Origin of the sequence: Sinorhizobium sp. 22678 (assembly GCF_052044265.1) — a bacterium.
Classification (GTDB): Bacteria; Pseudomonadota; Alphaproteobacteria; order Rhizobiales; family Rhizobiaceae; genus Sinorhizobium; species Sinorhizobium meliloti_A.
Map to the genome: position 1 here is coordinate 52600 of NZ_JBQEMS010000007.1, position 16001 is coordinate 68600.

Consider the following 16001-nt stretch of genomic DNA (forward strand, 5'->3'; position numbering starts at 1 on the left):
GTTCATTACGACAATGAGGAGTGCCCTGGTTCCCCAGGCAAGTTCCGCTCGTTTGCCGATCTACCAAATCGCTAGGGTTTCGATTGTGGCCGTGGCGGCAGCAGTTCTCGCTGGTTGTATGAGCAGCATCGCCCGAGTGGCACTACCCGAGGCGGAAGTCGCTCGCGCCAACGCGCTGATCACCCCTTCGGCAGCCGATTCTTCCATTCGCATATGGGGGGACGAAGAACCGGTATGGTTCGAAGCCATGATCGGTGCGCCGCAGGAAGTTCTCATGCGACGATTCCCTGGCATATACGGTAAGCCCCATGCTTATCTGGCGCTGTCGGGGGGAGGCGAAAACGGAGCTTACGGCGCAGGGTTACTTAATGGATGGACAGCCTCCGGGACCAGGCCGGAGTTTACGATGGTGACCGGTATAAGCACAGGTTCGCTCATCGCGCCCTTCGCCTTTCTCGGTCCAGAATATGATGATGAGCTCACGGAGGTCTACACGAAGTACTCAACAAAAGATCTCCTTAGGAAGAGGCCTCTGCTCAGTATCGTATCGGCTGCGTCCGCGGCCGATTCCGCGCCATTGCGGCGCCTCATCGCGAGCTATGTGGATAGCGTCATGATCGCTAAAATCGCGGCGGAACACAGGAAGGGAAGGCGGTTGTTCATCGGCACGACAAATCTTGACGCCGGCCGCCCCGTGCTCTGGAACATCGGCGCGATCGCCAACAGTCGGGACCCTGCTGCTGCCGGCCTCATACATGACGTGCTGCTTGCGTCGGCCTCCATTCCGGGTGCTTTCCCGCCGGTCCTGATTAACGTCAAGACCAATGGGAAGAAATTCGACGAACTCCATGTCGATGGCGGCACAACCACGCAAGTGTTTCTCTATCCGGCGGGCATCGATTGGCGACAGGTCACCCGCAAACTTGAGGTGCCAGGTCCCCCCGACGTGTATGTGATCCGTAATGCTTCACTCAACCCGGTCTACGATCCGGTCAGGCCTCGCCTCATACCGATTGCCAGTAGATCTATCTCGGCACTAATCCGCACGCAGGGAATAGGAGACATGTATCGGATCTATTTGGGAGCGAAACGGGACGGCCTCAACTACCACCTGGCATTCATACCGGATGAATTCGACGTCAAATCTGACGAGCCGTTCGACCTTGACTACATGCGTCAACTTTATCAGCTAGGATACACGCATGGAAAATCAGGCAAGAACTGGCACTCGGCCCCGCCGGGGTTTGAATGATGCGCAGCGCACCGTGTATTTTTCGTTTTTCGCATACGGTACCCCTTTAGCGACGCGAGTGGGGTTGCCCCCTGGAAACCGAGCTGGAGAAGGCGTTCGTCGGAACGCCCTTCGCTGCACATAACCTGTGCCCTAGTTCTAGTAAAGATAGGCAATGAGCGGAACTCCACGATCTCGATCACGGGAGACGCAGCGCAACTATCTCCGCGATATCGGCGCTTGGCGACGTTCCTTGGGCGTTCACCAGACACAGCGATCTCCGACGATCTGCGCCGGTTCCAAATCGAGCAGCAGCAGGACGGCATTCCCGTGCCCACCATGAACAGCATCGTGTCGGCGCTACGCTTCTTCTTCACGCATACGGTCGATCGTCCCGATCTGGCGCGTAGGCCGTTCAACTGGCGCACCCGCGTAAGCTGCCAGTGGTGCTCAGCCGCGACGAGGTCGCCCGCCTCCTCAACGCCACTACCTGCTTGAAGCACCAAGCCGCTCTGTCGGTCGCCTATGGTGCAGGTCTTCGCGTCGCGAAGTGTCGATGTTGAAGGTTGCCGACGTCGATAGCGAACGCATGCTGCTCAGGGTCTCGCGCGGCAAGGGCGGCCGGTATCGCAACGCCATGCTGTCGCAAAACCTGCTCTTGTTGCTGCGCCAGTGGTGGAAGGTCGGGCGTCAGCGGGGGGTGATGCATCGCGATGGCTGGCTGTTCCCCGGACAGCATGCAATGAAGCCGATCAGCACGCGGCAGCTTTATCGTATCGTCGTCGAGGCGGCCCACGCCGCCGACATCGCCAAGCGCGTCGGGCCGCACACGCTACGCCACAGCTTCGCCAACCCACCTATTGGAAGAACGGCCCGACATCCGGATCATTCAGGTCCTGCTCGGAGCAACGTTAGGACGGGACGCACAAAGATTCGCTCGCCGAGCCTTCGTTCGCGCAGATAGCCGCCCGCCGAAACAGCGGTGGGACGTGCAGTCAGCGTTCGCGAGAGACGTGCCGAAGCGTGGGAGCCGCGTCGGCGGGAGACACGTGGCGCATCCCGCCGACCTGGCTATGCGGAAGTGGGACCCGCCGATCGCCCGAGGACTTCCTCATCGGTCTGCGGCAACTGACCGTTCGGAGTCATTTTGTCCACCGCGTCAGGAATCGATGTCGATAGGCGCTTCAGCAGCTCATTGTAATCAAGGCCCGTCTTCGCGGCCAGTTCCTGAAGGGTGTCCTTGCCGATCGATGACTCGACCTGTTCGGCGGAAATGCCCTGAGACGGCTTCTCGGCGCTTACCCAGGAGTCCGCCGCCTCCTGGTTCCCACCGTTCTTGAACGCATCGACGAGTTCTCCCAGGCCTTTGCTGAGCGAACCTTCCTCCGAGCCACCGAACATCTTCCCGAGTTCGCCGAGAATGCCACCGCTGTTCTGAGCGCCCCCCTTTGCGTCGTGAAAGATTTGTCTCAGCTTGTCCCGGTTCTGGTAGCCAGCGACCGCGAGCAGGCCCAATAGCGCCGCGAGCGACGGCATGGTGTTGCGAGATGAGGCCATTGTCGGTTCCTTTCTGCTTGGTGAACCATTAAGCGCGCCGAGCGACGGCACCCCATACGAGCAAGACGATCACGGCGCCGACGATGGCTCCGATGAACCCGGCGCCCTCATTGGCATTGTACCACCCCAATGCCTGCCCCAGGTATGAGGCGACGAAAGCCCCTACAATGCCCAGGATTGTCGTCAGGACGAAGCCTTTCGGCTCGTTTTCGCCGGGCACGATGATCTTCGCCACGATACCGGCGGCAAAGCCAATGATGATGGTCCAGATTATACCCATTCCAGAAGTCCCTCGTCTAAGTAGCAAGTCTGCTAATTGCAACGGCGGGCTCCGAGGCTCCCGTCTCTTTGGAAACAACCAAATGCGGCATCAGGAAAACACACATAGCGCGGCCCGACAAGGAGCAGCCTTATGCCTTATCCATGTGTGTGGCGCCCATAAGTCCCGACGGGGACGACATCTAATCCTCGGCTGGCGCCACCATGTGGGAGAAGTGGACGCTCGCATCCGGAGTTCTCACCGCCGGCATTGCCGCAGACAGAACGTTTCCGCTGGCGGCCGCCGGTTACGATGGAGGGCATGTGGGCCGTCTCTTCGGCACTTGCCAAGTACACGGATGCCGCGCCGTTTGGCGACCTCTGGAGGGTTGTTTATTGTCGCCGTTTGTCGTGGTCTTGAAGTCAGCTATTCTGGGCTGCAGGAATCGGGAACGTTCGGGAGGACGCATGGAGAGGCATCGAATCTATTCGGTCAGCGTCGCGAGCGTCTATCCCTACTATGTCGCCAAGGCTGAGAAGAAAGGACGCACGAAGGCAGAGGTCGATGAAATCATCTCTTGGCTGACGGGGTATGGCCAACAGGCCCTGGACAATCAGTTGGCGAAGAACACCGACTTCCAGAACTTCTTTGCGCAAGCACCTCGGATGAATCCCTCCCGATCGTTGATTACAGGGGTGATCTGCGGCGTCCGAGTGGAAGAAATCCAGGATCCGACCATGCGGGAAATCCGCTACCTGGACAAACTGATCGATGAACTCGCGAAGGGGAAGGCGATGGAGAAAATCCTGCGAAAGTAGTCAGCCTCGATTCACGATCATGGAGCACGCGTTCGACACGAACGACGTCCGGTCGAGCCGCCGTCCTAGTACAGCAAAAGCGCACATACCGACCGGCTTTGGCAGCAAACTCCCTCGGGCCGACTACCCGAGGGCACGCAGTTGTCGATCTCACCCTCAAACCGTTACGTGTGGATGATCTTCGTGCCGAGCACGTTCAGGCACTCGCGCATGAATGCGGCGAGGCCCGTCCAGCCCTTCGCCGAGACCATGTTACCGTCGACATAGGCCCCGGTGGGCTCCACGTCGATGTAGATGCCACCGGCAGCCGTCACCTCCGGCTCGCAGGCGCCAAGGCCGGCGACCTTGCGGCCCTTCAGCACGCCAGGCACGGCCATGAGGATCTGCACCCCATGGCAGATCGTGAAGATCGGCTTGCCCGTATCGTGGAAGTGCCGCACCATGTCCTGAACGCGCTTGTCGGTGCGGATATATTCCGGGCCGCGTCCGCCTGCTGCATAAACTGCGTCATATTCCTCGACCCGCACCTCGGAAAACGTCTTGTTGATGTCGGCGTAATGGCCGAGCTTCTCCGTGTAGGTCTGGTCGCCCTCGAAGTCGTGCAACGAGGTCTTGATACGGTCGCCCGCCTTTTTGTCCGGGCAGACGACGTGCACCGTGTGGCCGACGGCCTCCATGCCCTTTTGAAAAACGTAGATTTCATACTCTTCGGTGAATTCGCCGGTTAGCATGAGGATCTTCTTGCCGCTCATGTCATATCTCCTGTTGCCTTGGATAAGTCGAGACACGGGATGCGGGTGGAAAACCGCACATATTTTTCCTCACCCCGCTCTCGTGGTTGATCGATGCCCGGCCAGGAGGCCGGGCAACACTCAGAATGGGGAATTGGGGAAGTAGAACTGGTCGGCGTTCTCGGGAGTGATAAGCGGTGCACCGAGCAGGAACGAACCGCGCATCGGCGCCTGACCGGCGAACTGTGCCGCTGTCATATAAATGGCCGACTTGATCATCGACGGCGGATAGGGAGTCGAGACCGGTGTGCGCTCGTTGCCTTCCTTCACCATTTCGATGACTTGCTTCATGCCGTTGCCGCCGAGGGCATACTTGATGTCCTTGCGGCCCGCACGGTCGACGGCCTCGATGACGCCGAGCAACATGTCGTCGTCGTTGGCCCAGACGGCGTCGATCTTCGGGTACTTTGCAAGATAGTCCTGCATGAGCTTAAAGGCTTCGTCCTGGTTCCAGTTGGCGTACTGGATATCGAGAATCTTGATGTTCGTCTTGTTGATGACGTCCGAAAAGCCTTTGATGCGTTCGTCGTCGATCACGGTCGGGATGCCGCGCAAGACAACGATCTCGCCCTCCCCGCCAAGTTTGTCGGAAAGCCACCGCGCCGTATTGGCACCTACGGCGATGTTGTCGCCGGCGACATAGAGGTCCTGGATCGTCGGGTCGGTGAGGCCACGGTCGACCACGGAAATGAAGGTGCCCTTTTCCTTGATCTGCTCGACCGGTCCGGTCAGTTCCTCCGACGTAAACGGCAGAATGACCAGCGCGTGGAGCTTGCGGGTCGCCGACAGGTCTTCAAGCGCGGAGACCTGCGCTGTCGCCGATGACGCGGTCGACAGCACGACGTCTACATTCGGAAAGGCGGCCTCGACCTCCTTCTCAGCTTGCTCTGCATGGTAGACGACTCCTCCCGTCCATCCATGCGTTGCGGCCGGAATTGAGACAGCGACAGTCACGTTCCTCTCCTGGGCCTGAGCGCTGCCCAGTGGCAGAGCCAGGACCAGGGTAGCCGTCGATAACAAGAGTCCAGCCTTGCGGATAATAGACTTCATTTTCTCCTCCTTCGAAGTCGGTGCTGTTTTCAGCGGTTGGCAGTAAAGCGGTGCGCCAGCATGGCGATGATGATGATCGCTCCTTGAACGGCGGCGACAAGGTATTCCGAGACCATGTCCGACAGGACCATGACGTTGGCGATCACCTCGAGGATGAGGGCGCCGGCCACCGTGCCGCCAATGCGTCCCCGCCCGCCGCGGAGCAGCGTGCCGCCGATCACGACCGCCGTGATAACCTGCAGCTCCCAGAGCTGTCCGGTCGTTGGCGTCGCCGCGCCGAGGCGGGGCACATAGCAGATCGCAGCGATTGCGACGCAGAAGCCCTGAATCACGTAGGCGACGGTTCGCACTCCGGCGACGTTGACGCCTGAAAAGCGCGCGACCTCGACATTCGATCCCGCCGACTTCAAGCGGCGGCCATACTTGGTCTTGTAGAGCAGGAAGGCGCCGGCCACGACGACGACGAAGGTGATGAGCACCGGATAGGGAATGCCGAAGGCGCTGCCGAAATAGACCGGACGATAGGCTTCCCGGAGACTGCGATCGATAGGCAGCGAGCCGCCGTCGGTCATGAAGGTGATGAAGGCGCGGAAAATGCCCATCGTGCCCAGCGTAACGATGAAGGGCTCTATTCGCCCAACGGTCACGATAAGCCCGTTGAAGAGGCCGCACAGCGCCCCCACCAGCAGCGCGACGCCCGCTCCCATCGGAATCGCCCAGGTTCCAAATGCCGGGGCGAGATGGTTCATCGCCATGATCATGATACCGGTAACGAAGGCCATCATCGAGCCCACGGACAGGTCGAGCCCGCCGGACGAGATAACGAAGGTCGCCCCGACGGCGATGATCGCGATGAAGGCGCTCCGCGTAATGACGTTGATCAGGTTGGCCGACGACACGAAATTGGAGTTCACCAGCGCACCGAACAGCACGATCATCGCAAGGGCGATGAAGGGCGCCAGATCGGCCCAGCGGATGCGCGCTCCGTCGTCAGTGAGCGCGAGTGTTGCTGTCGCTGCGGTCATGTTTCTCCTCCCCGACGTCTGCGCGGCCATCGGTCGTGGCGGCGTAGACGACATTTTCCTCATTGATTTCATTGCCGCTCAGCTCTGCGACGATCCTCCCGGCACGCATCACCAGAACGCGGTCGGAAAGACCCACCAGTTCCGGCATTTCCGACGAAATGACGATGCAGGCTTTGCCGGCGCGCACCATCCCGTCGATGAATTCATAGATCTGGCTCTTGTTGCCGATATCGATCCCGCGCGTCGGCTCGTCGATGATGATCACCGAGGGGTCGGCCATCATCACCTTGGCAAGGAGCAGCTTCTGCTGGTTTCCACCCGAAAGCTGGCTGGCTTCGAGGCGTAGCGAGCGCACGCGGATGTCGTAATCGGTCACCGCCTTTCGAAGGCGGGAAAGCTCTCCCCGCTTATCCAGAAGGACACCCGGATTGATCGTGTCCAGCGCCTGAAGGGTGAGGTTGGGACCGAGCTTCTCCTCCAGGAGCAGGCCTTTGCCCTTGCGGTCCTCGGTGAGGTAAACCAGGCCGGCGTCCATTAAGGTGCCGACAGAACGGCTCCCGATCTGCCGGCCGTTCAGGACAATGCTTTCAACCTCTGACGGACGAAGACCCATCAGGCCCTCGATCAGTTCGGTACGACCCGCCCCGATCATGCCGCCGATACCCAGCACCTCGCCGGGCCTGACGCTAAATGAGACCTTCTGCGAGCCGTGGTCGACGGCAAGGTTGGTGACTGACAGGATCGGAGCCGCAGTCGCGGTTGGCCGCTTATGCGGATAGAGCATTTCCAGCTCCCGCCCGACCATCAGCTCCGCCATTTCACGCTGGCCGAGGCCGGCCGCCGGCCAAGTCCCGATCATGCGGCCGTCCCGAAGCACGGTGACGCGGTCGGCAAGCGCCTGAACCTCATCGAGGCGATGGGAGATGTAGAGCACCGCAACCCCGTGATCGCGCAGGCTGCGAACGATGTCGAGCAGCGCCGCCACTTCGTCGTTTGCGAGAACCGCAGTCGGCTCGTCGAAGATGACGACCTTTCGATCGTCCAGAAGGGCGCGCGCGATCTGCACGAGCTGGCGCTGGGCGAGCGGCAGCTCACCCACACGGTCGCGCGGCCGGGCCGCTGAACCGACCCGCGCGAGGAGTTCGGCGGCACGACTGTTCATCGCCTTGTCATTGACCAGCAGACCTCGGCCGACCTCGCGACCCAAATACAGGTTTTCCGCAACGGTGAGGTCCCCAGCGAGCAGGATTTCCTGGTGCACGAGTACGATGCCGGCATTCTCTGCCTCCACCGCGTTTCGGAACTCAACCGACTTGCCCTCCAGGAGCAGGTGGCCGGCCGTTGGGACGACATGGCCGGAAAGGAGCTTCATCAGCGTCGATTTTCCGGCGCCGTTCTCACCGATAATGGCGTGAACCTCTCCAGCATGAACCTCGAGCGTGACGCCCGAAAGGACGGTAATCGGACCGTAGGCTTTGCCAAGACCCTCTGCCGCGAGTGCGGCAACAGCAGCAGGGTTTGGCGGCGGCGCTACCGCATTGGAAGGCAGGGCGGCGTTCATTCGAAAGCCGAAAGCAAACGATCGCGCGAGCGTTCGATGTGGACGCGCATGGCATCGTATGCGGCCTGCGGATCGCGCGCCCGGAAGGCAGCCAACAGGCTCTCATGCTCTTCGAGCGCCTCCTGAGTCACCCGGATGTGGAACATCAGCCGGAAGATGTGCAGATGGACATGCTGGTTCGACAGAGTGCTGCGGATCACGTCGTTCCCGGCGATCTTCAGGATCGCGTCGTGGAACTGCGCATCGGCGCGGGCAAAGCGGGAGTAGCGTGTGTTCCGATCGACCGGCGCCTCGCCGTGGCCCATGTCGGCCGCGGAATTCTCGAGCTGCTGGAGCGCCTCCGCAGTCATGTTGACGGCGGCAAGCCGGGCAGCTTCGGGTTCGACCAGCAGGCGAAAAGCATAAAGGTCTTCGAACTGCTTGCGCGTCCATTGCGGGGCTGCACTATAGCCGATCAGATGCTCTTTGCGAACGAGGCCCTCGCGTTCCAAGCGGCTCAGCGCCTCGCGGATCGGCGTCTGGGATACGCCGAGTTCGCGAGCGAGGACATCGATCGGAATGCGTGCACCAGGCGCAATATCGAGGGACATCAGCCGGTGATAGATGCTGTCATAAACGCCTTCGACCACACTCGTCGGGCGAATACCAGCCCCCCTGCTTGCCCTCTCCGCTGCAATTGCCACTGCCATTCTCCGACTGCTTATTGACATACGACGTTTTGTTGCAAATAACATATCGCATGTCAAATACAATATCGTATATGATCTGATATAGGATTACCGAATGAGGCTGCCGCCCTCCTGCCTGAGGAATTTGAGCGTCGCTCTACTGGAAAAGCGGGGTGTTCCCGCCGACGCCGCTAGTCTTCAGACAGATCTCCTCCTGGAGGCCGAGCTGCGCGGATTGCCCTCCCACGGCCTGCAACGCCTGCCATTGCTTCTGACCCGGCTGGATAAAGGGCTCGCGAACCCCACGACGCGCGGAAACGGAATCTGGCGAAGAGACTCATTTCTGAGCGTCGACGGCGAACGCGGCCTGGGCCCGGTCGTGATGATGAACGCCCTGCGCGTCATGCAACGCACCCTTAAGGAGACAGGACTCGCCATTGCCGCGATCCGCAACGCCAATCACCTGGGAATGCTTGCCTATTATGCGGAGGCCGCCGCAAGAGACGGCCTGATCGGCATTGTCATGTCGACCAGCGAAGCGCTCGTGCACCCATTCGGCGGAACGCAAGCCATGGTCGGCACCAATCCGGTCGCGATCGGCATTCCTGCGGGTGACCGCCCTTTCGTACTGGATCTCGCAACCAGCATCGTTTCCATGGGCAAGATCAACAACCATGCGATGCGCGGTCTAGCGATCCCCGCTGGCTGGGCAGTGGACCGAGACGGTCGCGCCACAACCGATCCGCACGCGGCACAGGCAGGGGCGATCGCGCCGTTCGGCGACGCGAAGGGATATGGTCTGGGCCTTGCGATCGAGCTTCTTGTCGCGGCGCTTGCCGGATCCAATCTGGCGCCTGATGTGCATGGAACGCTCGACGACATTCATCCCGCCAATAAAGGCGACCTTCTCATTCTGATCGATCCTTCGGCAGGCGCGGGTAGCACACCGCAACTTGCCGCCTATCTCGACCGCGTGCGCCTATCCCGCCCGCTCGACCCTGCGCAACCAGTCGCCATTCCGGGAGACGGGGCACGAGCACGCCGCGTTGCAGCAGCGAAGACTGGCATCGAACTGCCGCGGCCGCTTTTCGACCAACTTACGGCCCTTGAGGTCGCTGAATTCATCGGAGGACATACGGAATGAACCTATTCGGCACACTAAGGGCGCCGCGCGAACTGCTTTTCGGCGCCGGGCAGCGCCATGCCCTTGGCGGCATCGCCGCCAAGCTCGGTCGACGCGCGCTGATCGTCACCGACACGCGCCTTGCAGTGGATGCCGACCTGCTTACGCTGGTGCGGCGACTGGAGGAGGCAGGGCTTGAGGTGATGGTGGACAGTTCCACCCTGCCGGACGTCCCCGTGGAATCGGCCATCGCGAGCGCTGCCGCGGCCAGGGGCTTTGCGCCGGACCTCGTCATCGGCATCGGTGGCGGGTCCTGTCTCGACATGGCGAAATGCGTCGCCCTCCTCCTTACCCACGGCGGGCGGCCACAGGACTATTATGGCGAACATGTCGTCCCAGGCCCAGTGATGTCATTGATCGCCATTCCCACCACCGCCGGCACCGGCTCGGAGGTGACGCCCGTCGCCGTGCTTTCGGATGCCGAACGTAGCCTGAAAGTTGGCATTTCAAGCCCGCATCTGATCCCGGCGGTATCGATCTGCGACCCCGAACTCACCCTCTCCTGCCCATCCGGCCTGACTGCAATCGCCGGCGCGGACGCCCTGACGCATGCGATCGAAGCCTTCACGGCGATCCGGCGCGAGCCCGTCCCCGGTATCGCGCAGCAGCGCGTCTTCGTCGGTAAAAACGAGATTTCCGATCACTTTGCTCTTAGCGCCATTACCCTCCTGTGGCAGGGGCTGGAGAGGGCCTGCAAGGACGGCGCCGACGCCGGCGCGCGCGAAAAGGTGATGCTCGGCGCAACGCTCGCCGGTCTTGCTTTCGGGGTGGCGGGCACTGCCGCGGCCCACGCCATCCAGTACCCCGTCGGCGCGCTCACCCATACGGCCCATGGCCTCGGGGTCGCCTGTCTCATGCCCTATGTCATGACCTGGAATGCGCCGCTCATCCGCGACGAACTCGCGCAGATCGCGCATGCGGCCGGGCTCGGCGGACCGGATGAAGTGATCCCTGCCCTCGTTTCGCTCTTCGAACGCATCGGCATTCCCGCCACGCTGCGGGATCTCGGCCTCGAGGAAGACCGGATCGACTGGGTGGCGGAACAAAGCTCGGGTATCGCACGCCTCATCCAGAACAATCCCCGCCCCCTGAACCCGCACGAGATGCGCAACCTCGTCGCCGCCGCCCATAGCGGCGACCGCTCGCGCCTGAACTGAATCGAAAGGACCCTCCATGACCTTCCACGCCAAGTTTTCCGGCTACGCCGATCCCGCCCTGCATGCCGCGGGCCTCTACATCGGCGGCAAATGGCAAAGCGGCAGCGGAATAGCCGTTCTCGACCCTTCGACCGGTAATCTGCTGGCCGAGGTCGCCGACGCCTCCACCGAGGACGCACAGCGCGCAGTCGATGCCGCGCATGCCGCTGCCGCAGGGTGGCGCACCACTCCGGCTCGCCAGCGCTCGGAAATCCTGCGACGCTGGTATCAGCTGATGACACAGCACGCCGAGGAGCTTGCAACTCTCATCGCACTGGAAAACGGCAAGGCCCTGGTCGACGCACGCGGCGAAGTCGCTTATGCCGCCGAATTCTTCCGCTGGTACGCTGAAGAGGCGACCCGCATTCCGGGCGAATTCCGGCGCACTCCCTCCGGGTCGCACAATATCCTCGTTGACCATGAGCCGATCGGCATTGCCGTCCTGATCACGCCCTGGAATTTCCCTGCCGCTATGGCGACGCGCAAGATCGCGCCCGCCCTTGCCGCCGGCTGCACGGTGATCCTGAAACCTGCCTCGGAGACGCCGTTGACGGCCTACGCCATGGCCCGACTCGGCGAAGAGGCGGGTGTCCCGCCTGGCGTCGTCAACGTGCTGACCACAAGCAATCCAGGCGGAATGACGAATGCGATGCTCGCCGACTCGCGCGTTCGTAAGCTTTCATTCACCGGCTCGACCGGCGTTGGCCGCGTTCTTCTTGCCGAAGCCGCCAAGTCAGTCGTCAGCTGCTCGATGGAGCTCGGCGGCAATGCGCCCTTCATCGTGTTCGACGACGCGGACCTCGAGGCGGCGCTCGACGGTGCGATGATCGCCAAGATGCGAAACGCTGGAGAAGCCTGCACTGCCGCCAATCGTTTCTATGTCCAGGCGGGCATCCATGATGCGTTTGTCGCCGGCCTCACGGCGCGGATGATGTCACTGAAGATCGGCCCCGGCTACGATCCCGAGACGCAATGTGGACCGATGATCACGCAAAACGCCGTCCGCAAGATCGACCGGCTCGTCTCAGAGGCACTCGCCGCGGGTGCGCGGGCAACGACCGGCGGCAAACCGCTTACGGAAAACGGGTACTTCTATCCGCCGACGGTACTCGAAAACGTCCCCGTAAACGCGTCGATCGCACGTGAGGAAATCTTCGGACCGGTCGCGCCTGTCTACAAGTTCGAAAGCGACGACGAGGCGATCCGCCTCGCAAACAATACGGAGTATGGCCTCGCCGCGTACATCTACAGCCGCGATCTCAAACGTGCGATGACGGTCGGCAAGTGCATCGAAACCGGCATGCTCGGCATCAACAGGGGCCTGATGTCAGACCCCGCCGCTCCCTTCGGCGGCGTTAAACAGAGCGGCCTTGGCCGCGAAGGCGGCGTGACCGGCATTCTGGAATTCATGGAGCCGAAATATTATGCAGTTGATTATTGATCGGCGGAGCAGACGATGACAGCACAGGACCTTTACCGCATTCGCGACTTCGTGCCCGATTTCGACACCATCGCCGCAGAGTTCGCCGAACGCAGCCGGGCCCTATCGGNGATGTGCGGGCAGATATACCGTACGGCGCCGGCGCCCGCGAGGTCGTCGATGTCATCTTGCCGGAGCGCCTGCAGGCCGGCGCGCCCCTGCATGTGTTCGTTCACGGCGGATATTGGCGCTCCGGCGAAAAGATCAATTATCGTTTCGTCGCTGCCCCGGTTCTTGCGGCGGGGGGCATTGCGGCCCTGGTCGAATACAACCTGATGCCTCGCAGCCGCCTGGACGTGCTGGTGGATCAGGTTCGGCGATCGGTGCTCTGGCTTCAGGCCCACGCAATCGATTTCGGCGCGGATCCTGCGCGACTGACCGTCAGCGGTCATTCGGCAGGCGCGCATCTTGCTTCCTTCCTCGCAGCAACCGGTCCCGAGGAAACCTACCCGCCCTCCCTGCCGGCGCTTCAAGGCTTGCTGCTTCTAAGCGGAATCTACGACCTGTCAGGCATACCGGACAGCTTCCTTCGACACGAAGCGGAAATGACACCGATGGAAGCTGCCGCATGGTCCCCTCTCACCAGCTCGCAGCTCCCCTGCCCGACGCGCGTCATCGCCTATGGCGCGGACGAGACGACGCCATTCCAGAGTCAGGCGGCCGGGCTATGTGAGCTGCTGCGTGCCCGGGACGAAAGTGCCGAACTGCTCCCGGTTCCTGATCTCAACCACATGAGCGTCGTGCTCGATCTTGCCGATACCGACGGCATACTCGGCCGGCAGCTTCATAATTTGGTGGCCCGACCAACCCAGTGAATCCGGAAAGCGCCTTGGGGCGAAATGCTCGCCGCGAGCGCCGAAGAAGTTCGGCGCTGGTGCGTTGGGCCATGTCGGCCGCATTGAAGGGATGCGCACCGCGGACCACATCAGAAACCTCGCCGCAGCATAATATTATACACTCGTATAACAAATCTCTTGCCTGACGGAAGGTTCCCGATATCTTGCCGCCACCCCAACCGCGGCGCTCCGGCGCCGTGGACGCAGCTCCCTTCAGGATCCAAGGAAATGCCTCGAGACACCCGCTTCGATATTCTCTTCGAACCCGTCAAGATCGGCCCGGTCACAGCGCGCAATCGCTTCTATCAGGTGCCCCACTGTTCCGGCATGGGCTACCGCTACCCCAATGCGGAAGCCCAGTTGCGCGGTACGAAGGCGGAAGGCGGTTGGGCGGTCGTCTCCACCCAGGAGGCGGAAATCCACCCGACATCGGACCTGACGCCTGCCAACGAAGCTCGTCTGTGGGACGACGGCGATCTGCCGGCCCTTTCCGCCGTCACGGAACGTATCCACGCCCATGGCAGCCTCGCGGCCATCCAGCTCGTGCACAACGGCCTTCACGTCGCCAACCGTTTCAGCCGGATGATCCCGCTCGCTCCCTCGCACGCCGTCAGCGACAGCCTCGATCCCGTCCAGGCGCGCGCAATGGACAAGGCCGACATCAGCGACATGCGCGGCTGGTATCGCAATGCCGCGCTTCGCGCCAAAAAGGCCGGCTTCGACATCGTCTATCTCTATGCCGGCCACGACATGAGCGTGTTGCAGCACTTCCTGTCCCGCCGCCATAACGATCGCAGCGACGAATATGGCGGCTCCTTCGAAAACCGGCTCCGCCTGTTCCGAGAGATTCTCGATGATGTGCGCGAGGCGATCGGTGACACCTGTGCGCTCGCGGTGCGCCTTGCCGTCGACGAACTGATGGGCCCCTCCGGGATCACCTGCGAGGGAGAGGGGAAAGACATCATTTCGGCGCTCGGCGAACTTCCGGACCTTTGGGACGTCAATCTCTCCGACTGGTCGAACGATAGCCAAACAGCTCGTTTTTCCGAGGAAGGCTACCAGGAGCCCTATATCCGCTTCGTCAAATCCGTCACCACCAAACCGGTGGTCGGCGTCGGCCGTTATACGTCGCCGGACAGCATGGTGCGGGTTATCAAGCAGGGCATTTTGGACTTCATCGGGGCCGCGCGCCCGTCGATCGCCGATCCCTTCCTCCCGAAGAAGATCGAGGAAGGGCGCATCGATGACATCCGCGAATGCATCGGCTGCAACATCTGCACTTCCGGCGACAATACCAACGTGCCGATGCGCTGCACGCAGAACCCCACGGTTGGCGAGGAATGGCGCAAGGGCTGGCATCCGGAGACCATCGCGGTGTCCGAAACTCCCGAACCCGCCCTCATCATCGGCGGCGGACCGGCGGGCCTGGAAGCGGCACGGGCGCTTGCCCAGCGCGGCGTCGATGTCGTGCTGGCGGAAGGCGGCGGCGAATGGGGCGGTCGCGTTGCTCGCGAATGTCGGTTACCCGGTCTTGCGACCTGGGGCCGCGTGCGCGACTGGCGCATCGGCCAACTCAGCACCCGCGTCAATGCCGAGCTTTACCTGCACAGTCCGCTTTCGGCCGCCGACATACTGCAATACGGCATCCCCCATGTGGCGATCGCGACCGGAGCGAGCTGGCGCACCGACGGCGTTGGCCGCACCCACCGGGTGCCGCTCGATTTTCTGTCGAAAGGCATCCTCGTCTCTCCCGACGCAATTCTCTCCGGGGGCGCCGAGGCGGTGCCCGCCGACGGCCCCGTCATCGTCTTCGACGACGATTGCTTCTACATGGGCAGCGTGCTCGCCGAACTGCTCGCCAGGAGGGGACGCACGGTCACCTTCATAACCCCCGAATCCCAGGTTTCGCCCTGGAGCAGGAACACGCTGGAGCAGGCACGTATCCAGAAGCGCCTCATCGATCTCGGCGTCGAGATCGTCACGGCCATGGCCCTCGCCGGCCGGACGAAAGACCAGCTGGAACTATCCTGCGTCTACAGCGGCAGGACCCGTCCGGTCGATTGCGCCACTGTCGTCCCGGTCACCGCCCGCCTGCCGGACGAAACGCTGTGGCTGGAACTCAAAGCACGCGAAGACGAGTGGGCCGATGCCGGCATCAAGACCGTCACCCGCCTTGGCGACTGCCTCGCGCCAGGCCTGATCGCCGCTGCCGTCTATTCCGGCCATCAATATGCCCGGACCTATCAGGAACAGGTCGACAAGGATCGGGCGCCATTCATGCGGGAAGATATTGCAAGGCTTTACGGTCTTCGCTCGGCGTAGGATGGTCCGGGGGGGCGGCCGCCC

At 62.0% G+C, this 16001-nt stretch carries 14 protein-coding genes and 1 pseudogene; 8 read left to right on the forward strand and 7 right to left on the reverse strand.

All coding sequences use genetic code 11. From position 1 onward, the window contains the following. Window positions 1–118: 118 nt before the first annotated feature. Window positions 119–1252, forward strand: coding sequence for a patatin-like phospholipase family protein (locus ACTJKL_RS12505; protein ID WP_440852995.1), 1134 nt, complete (start codon window positions 119–121; stop codon window positions 1250–1252). 538 nt (window positions 1253–1790) lie between these two features. Beyond that, window positions 1791–2195: a tyrosine-type recombinase/integrase gene (locus ACTJKL_RS12510; RefSeq protein WP_440852996.1), complete on the forward strand. Its 405-nt coding sequence runs from the start codon at window positions 1791–1793 to the stop codon at window positions 2193–2195. A gap of 107 nt (window positions 2196–2302) precedes the next feature. Here ACTJKL_RS12510 and ACTJKL_RS12515 read toward each other — a convergent pair whose 3' ends face one another. Then, on the reverse strand, window positions 2303–2788 hold the full coding sequence (locus tag ACTJKL_RS12515) for a YidB family protein (RefSeq protein WP_440852997.1): 486 nt from the start codon (window positions 2786–2788) through the stop codon (window positions 2303–2305). 28 nt (window positions 2789–2816) lie between these two features. Further along, a complete protein-coding gene (locus tag ACTJKL_RS12520; RefSeq protein ID WP_411921308.1) occupies window positions 2817–3068 on the reverse strand; it encodes a GlsB/YeaQ/YmgE family stress response membrane protein in 252 nt (83 codons plus the stop codon). A 446-nt stretch (window positions 3069–3514) separates the two neighbouring features. Here ACTJKL_RS12520 and ACTJKL_RS12525 point away from each other — a divergent pair, with 446 nt between their 5' ends. After that, window positions 3515–3865 (forward strand): DUF2200 domain-containing protein, encoded by a 351-nt coding sequence (locus ACTJKL_RS12525; RefSeq protein WP_411921503.1) that lies wholly within the window; start codon window positions 3515–3517, stop codon window positions 3863–3865. Window positions 3866–4029: 164 nt separating this feature from the next. Here the strand turns inward: ACTJKL_RS12525 and ACTJKL_RS12530 are convergent, their stop codons facing one another. The 5 genes from ACTJKL_RS12530 to ACTJKL_RS12550 all read right to left on the reverse strand — a co-directional run bounded on the left by ACTJKL_RS12530 (window position 4030) and on the right by ACTJKL_RS12550 (window position 8981). Next, on the reverse strand, window positions 4030–4617 hold the full coding sequence (locus ACTJKL_RS12530; RefSeq protein ID WP_440852998.1) for a DJ-1/PfpI family protein: 588 nt from the start codon (window positions 4615–4617) through the stop codon (window positions 4030–4032). Window positions 4618–4737: 120 nt separating this feature from the next. Continuing rightward, a complete protein-coding gene (locus tag ACTJKL_RS12535) occupies window positions 4738–5706 on the reverse strand; it encodes a substrate-binding domain-containing protein (RefSeq protein WP_411921306.1) in 969 nt (322 codons plus the stop codon). Window positions 5707–5735: 29 nt separating this feature from the next. After that, window positions 5736–6731 carry an ABC transporter permease gene (locus ACTJKL_RS12540; RefSeq protein ID WP_440852999.1) on the reverse strand — a complete coding sequence of 332 codons (996 nt, stop codon included), beginning with the start codon at window positions 6729–6731 and terminating at the stop codon, window positions 5736–5738. Next, entirely contained in the window at window positions 6697–8292 is a 1596-nt protein-coding gene (locus ACTJKL_RS12545; RefSeq protein WP_440853000.1) for a sugar ABC transporter ATP-binding protein, read from the reverse strand. Before ACTJKL_RS12545 ends, ACTJKL_RS12540 begins: the two co-directional genes overlap by 35 nt. Next, a complete protein-coding gene (locus ACTJKL_RS12550) occupies window positions 8289–8981 on the reverse strand; it encodes a GntR family transcriptional regulator (protein ID WP_411926980.1) in 693 nt (230 codons plus the stop codon). Before ACTJKL_RS12550 ends, ACTJKL_RS12545 begins: the two co-directional genes overlap by 4 nt. A 94-nt stretch (window positions 8982–9075) precedes the next feature. On the opposite strand from ACTJKL_RS12550, the gene ACTJKL_RS12555 reads away from it, so the two are divergent. The 5 genes and pseudogenes from ACTJKL_RS12555 (at window position 9076) to ACTJKL_RS12575 (ending at window position 15977) form a co-directional block, all read left to right on the forward strand. Continuing rightward, window positions 9076–10104 (forward strand): Ldh family oxidoreductase, encoded by a 1029-nt coding sequence (locus tag ACTJKL_RS12555; RefSeq protein WP_440853001.1) that lies wholly within the window; start codon window positions 9076–9078, stop codon window positions 10102–10104. Beyond that, window positions 10101–11300, forward strand: a complete 1200-nt coding sequence (locus tag ACTJKL_RS12560) for an iron-containing alcohol dehydrogenase (RefSeq protein ID WP_440853002.1) — start codon at window positions 10101–10103, stop codon at window positions 11298–11300. Before ACTJKL_RS12555 ends, ACTJKL_RS12560 begins: the two co-directional genes overlap by 4 nt. Before the next feature lie 16 nt (window positions 11301–11316). After that, the gene (locus ACTJKL_RS12565; RefSeq protein WP_440853003.1) at window positions 11317–12780 is read left to right on the forward strand and encodes an NAD-dependent succinate-semialdehyde dehydrogenase; all 1464 of its coding nucleotides are present in this window, start codon (window positions 11317–11319) and stop codon (window positions 12778–12780) included. Window positions 12781–12795: 15 nt separating this feature from the next. Then, window positions 12796–13634 (forward strand): annotated as a pseudogene (locus tag ACTJKL_RS12570) (alpha/beta hydrolase). A gap of 249 nt (window positions 13635–13883) precedes the next feature. Further along, window positions 13884–15977: an oxidoreductase gene (locus tag ACTJKL_RS12575; RefSeq protein WP_440853004.1), complete on the forward strand. Its 2094-nt coding sequence runs from the start codon at window positions 13884–13886 to the stop codon at window positions 15975–15977. The last annotated feature ends 24 nt before the right edge of the window (window positions 15978–16001 follow it).

What these genes read in the sequence shown, in the direction of transcription:
- ACTJKL_RS12505 (WP_440852995.1), top strand. Translation starts at nt 119, where the DNA reads ATGAGCAGCATCGCCCGAGTGGCACTACCCGAGGCGGAAGTCGCTCGC.
- ACTJKL_RS12515 (WP_440852997.1), bottom strand. Translation starts at nt 2,788, where the DNA reads ATGGCCTCATCTCGCAACACCATGCCGTCGCTCGCGGCGCTATTGGGC.
- ACTJKL_RS12520 (WP_411921308.1), bottom strand. Translation starts at nt 3,068, where the DNA reads ATGGGTATAATCTGGACCATCATCATTGGCTTTGCCGCCGGTATCGTG.
- ACTJKL_RS12525 (WP_411921503.1), top strand. Translation starts at nt 3,515, where the DNA reads ATGGAGAGGCATCGAATCTATTCGGTCAGCGTCGCGAGCGTCTATCCC.
- ACTJKL_RS12530 (WP_440852998.1), bottom strand. Translation starts at nt 4,617, where the DNA reads ATGAGCGGCAAGAAGATCCTCATGCTAACCGGCGAATTCACCGAAGAG.
- ACTJKL_RS12535 (WP_411921306.1), bottom strand. Translation starts at nt 5,706, where the DNA reads ATGAAGTCTATTATCCGCAAGGCTGGACTCTTGTTATCGACGGCTACC.
- ACTJKL_RS12540 (WP_440852999.1), bottom strand. Translation starts at nt 6,731, where the DNA reads ATGACCGCAGCGACAGCAACACTCGCGCTCACTGACGACGGAGCGCGC.
- ACTJKL_RS12545 (WP_440853000.1), bottom strand. Translation starts at nt 8,292, where the DNA reads ATGAACGCCGCCCTGCCTTCCAATGCGGTAGCGCCGCCGCCAAACCCT.
- ACTJKL_RS12550 (WP_411926980.1), bottom strand. Translation starts at nt 8,981, where the DNA reads ATGGCAGTGGCAATTGCAGCGGAGAGGGCAAGCAGGGGGGCTGGTATT.
- ACTJKL_RS12555 (WP_440853001.1), top strand. Translation starts at nt 9,076, where the DNA reads ATGAGGCTGCCGCCCTCCTGCCTGAGGAATTTGAGCGTCGCTCTACTG.
- ACTJKL_RS12560 (WP_440853002.1), top strand. Translation starts at nt 10,101, where the DNA reads ATGAACCTATTCGGCACACTAAGGGCGCCGCGCGAACTGCTTTTCGGC.
- ACTJKL_RS12565 (WP_440853003.1), top strand. Translation starts at nt 11,317, where the DNA reads ATGACCTTCCACGCCAAGTTTTCCGGCTACGCCGATCCCGCCCTGCAT.
- ACTJKL_RS12575 (WP_440853004.1), top strand. Translation starts at nt 13,884, where the DNA reads ATGCCTCGAGACACCCGCTTCGATATTCTCTTCGAACCCGTCAAGATC.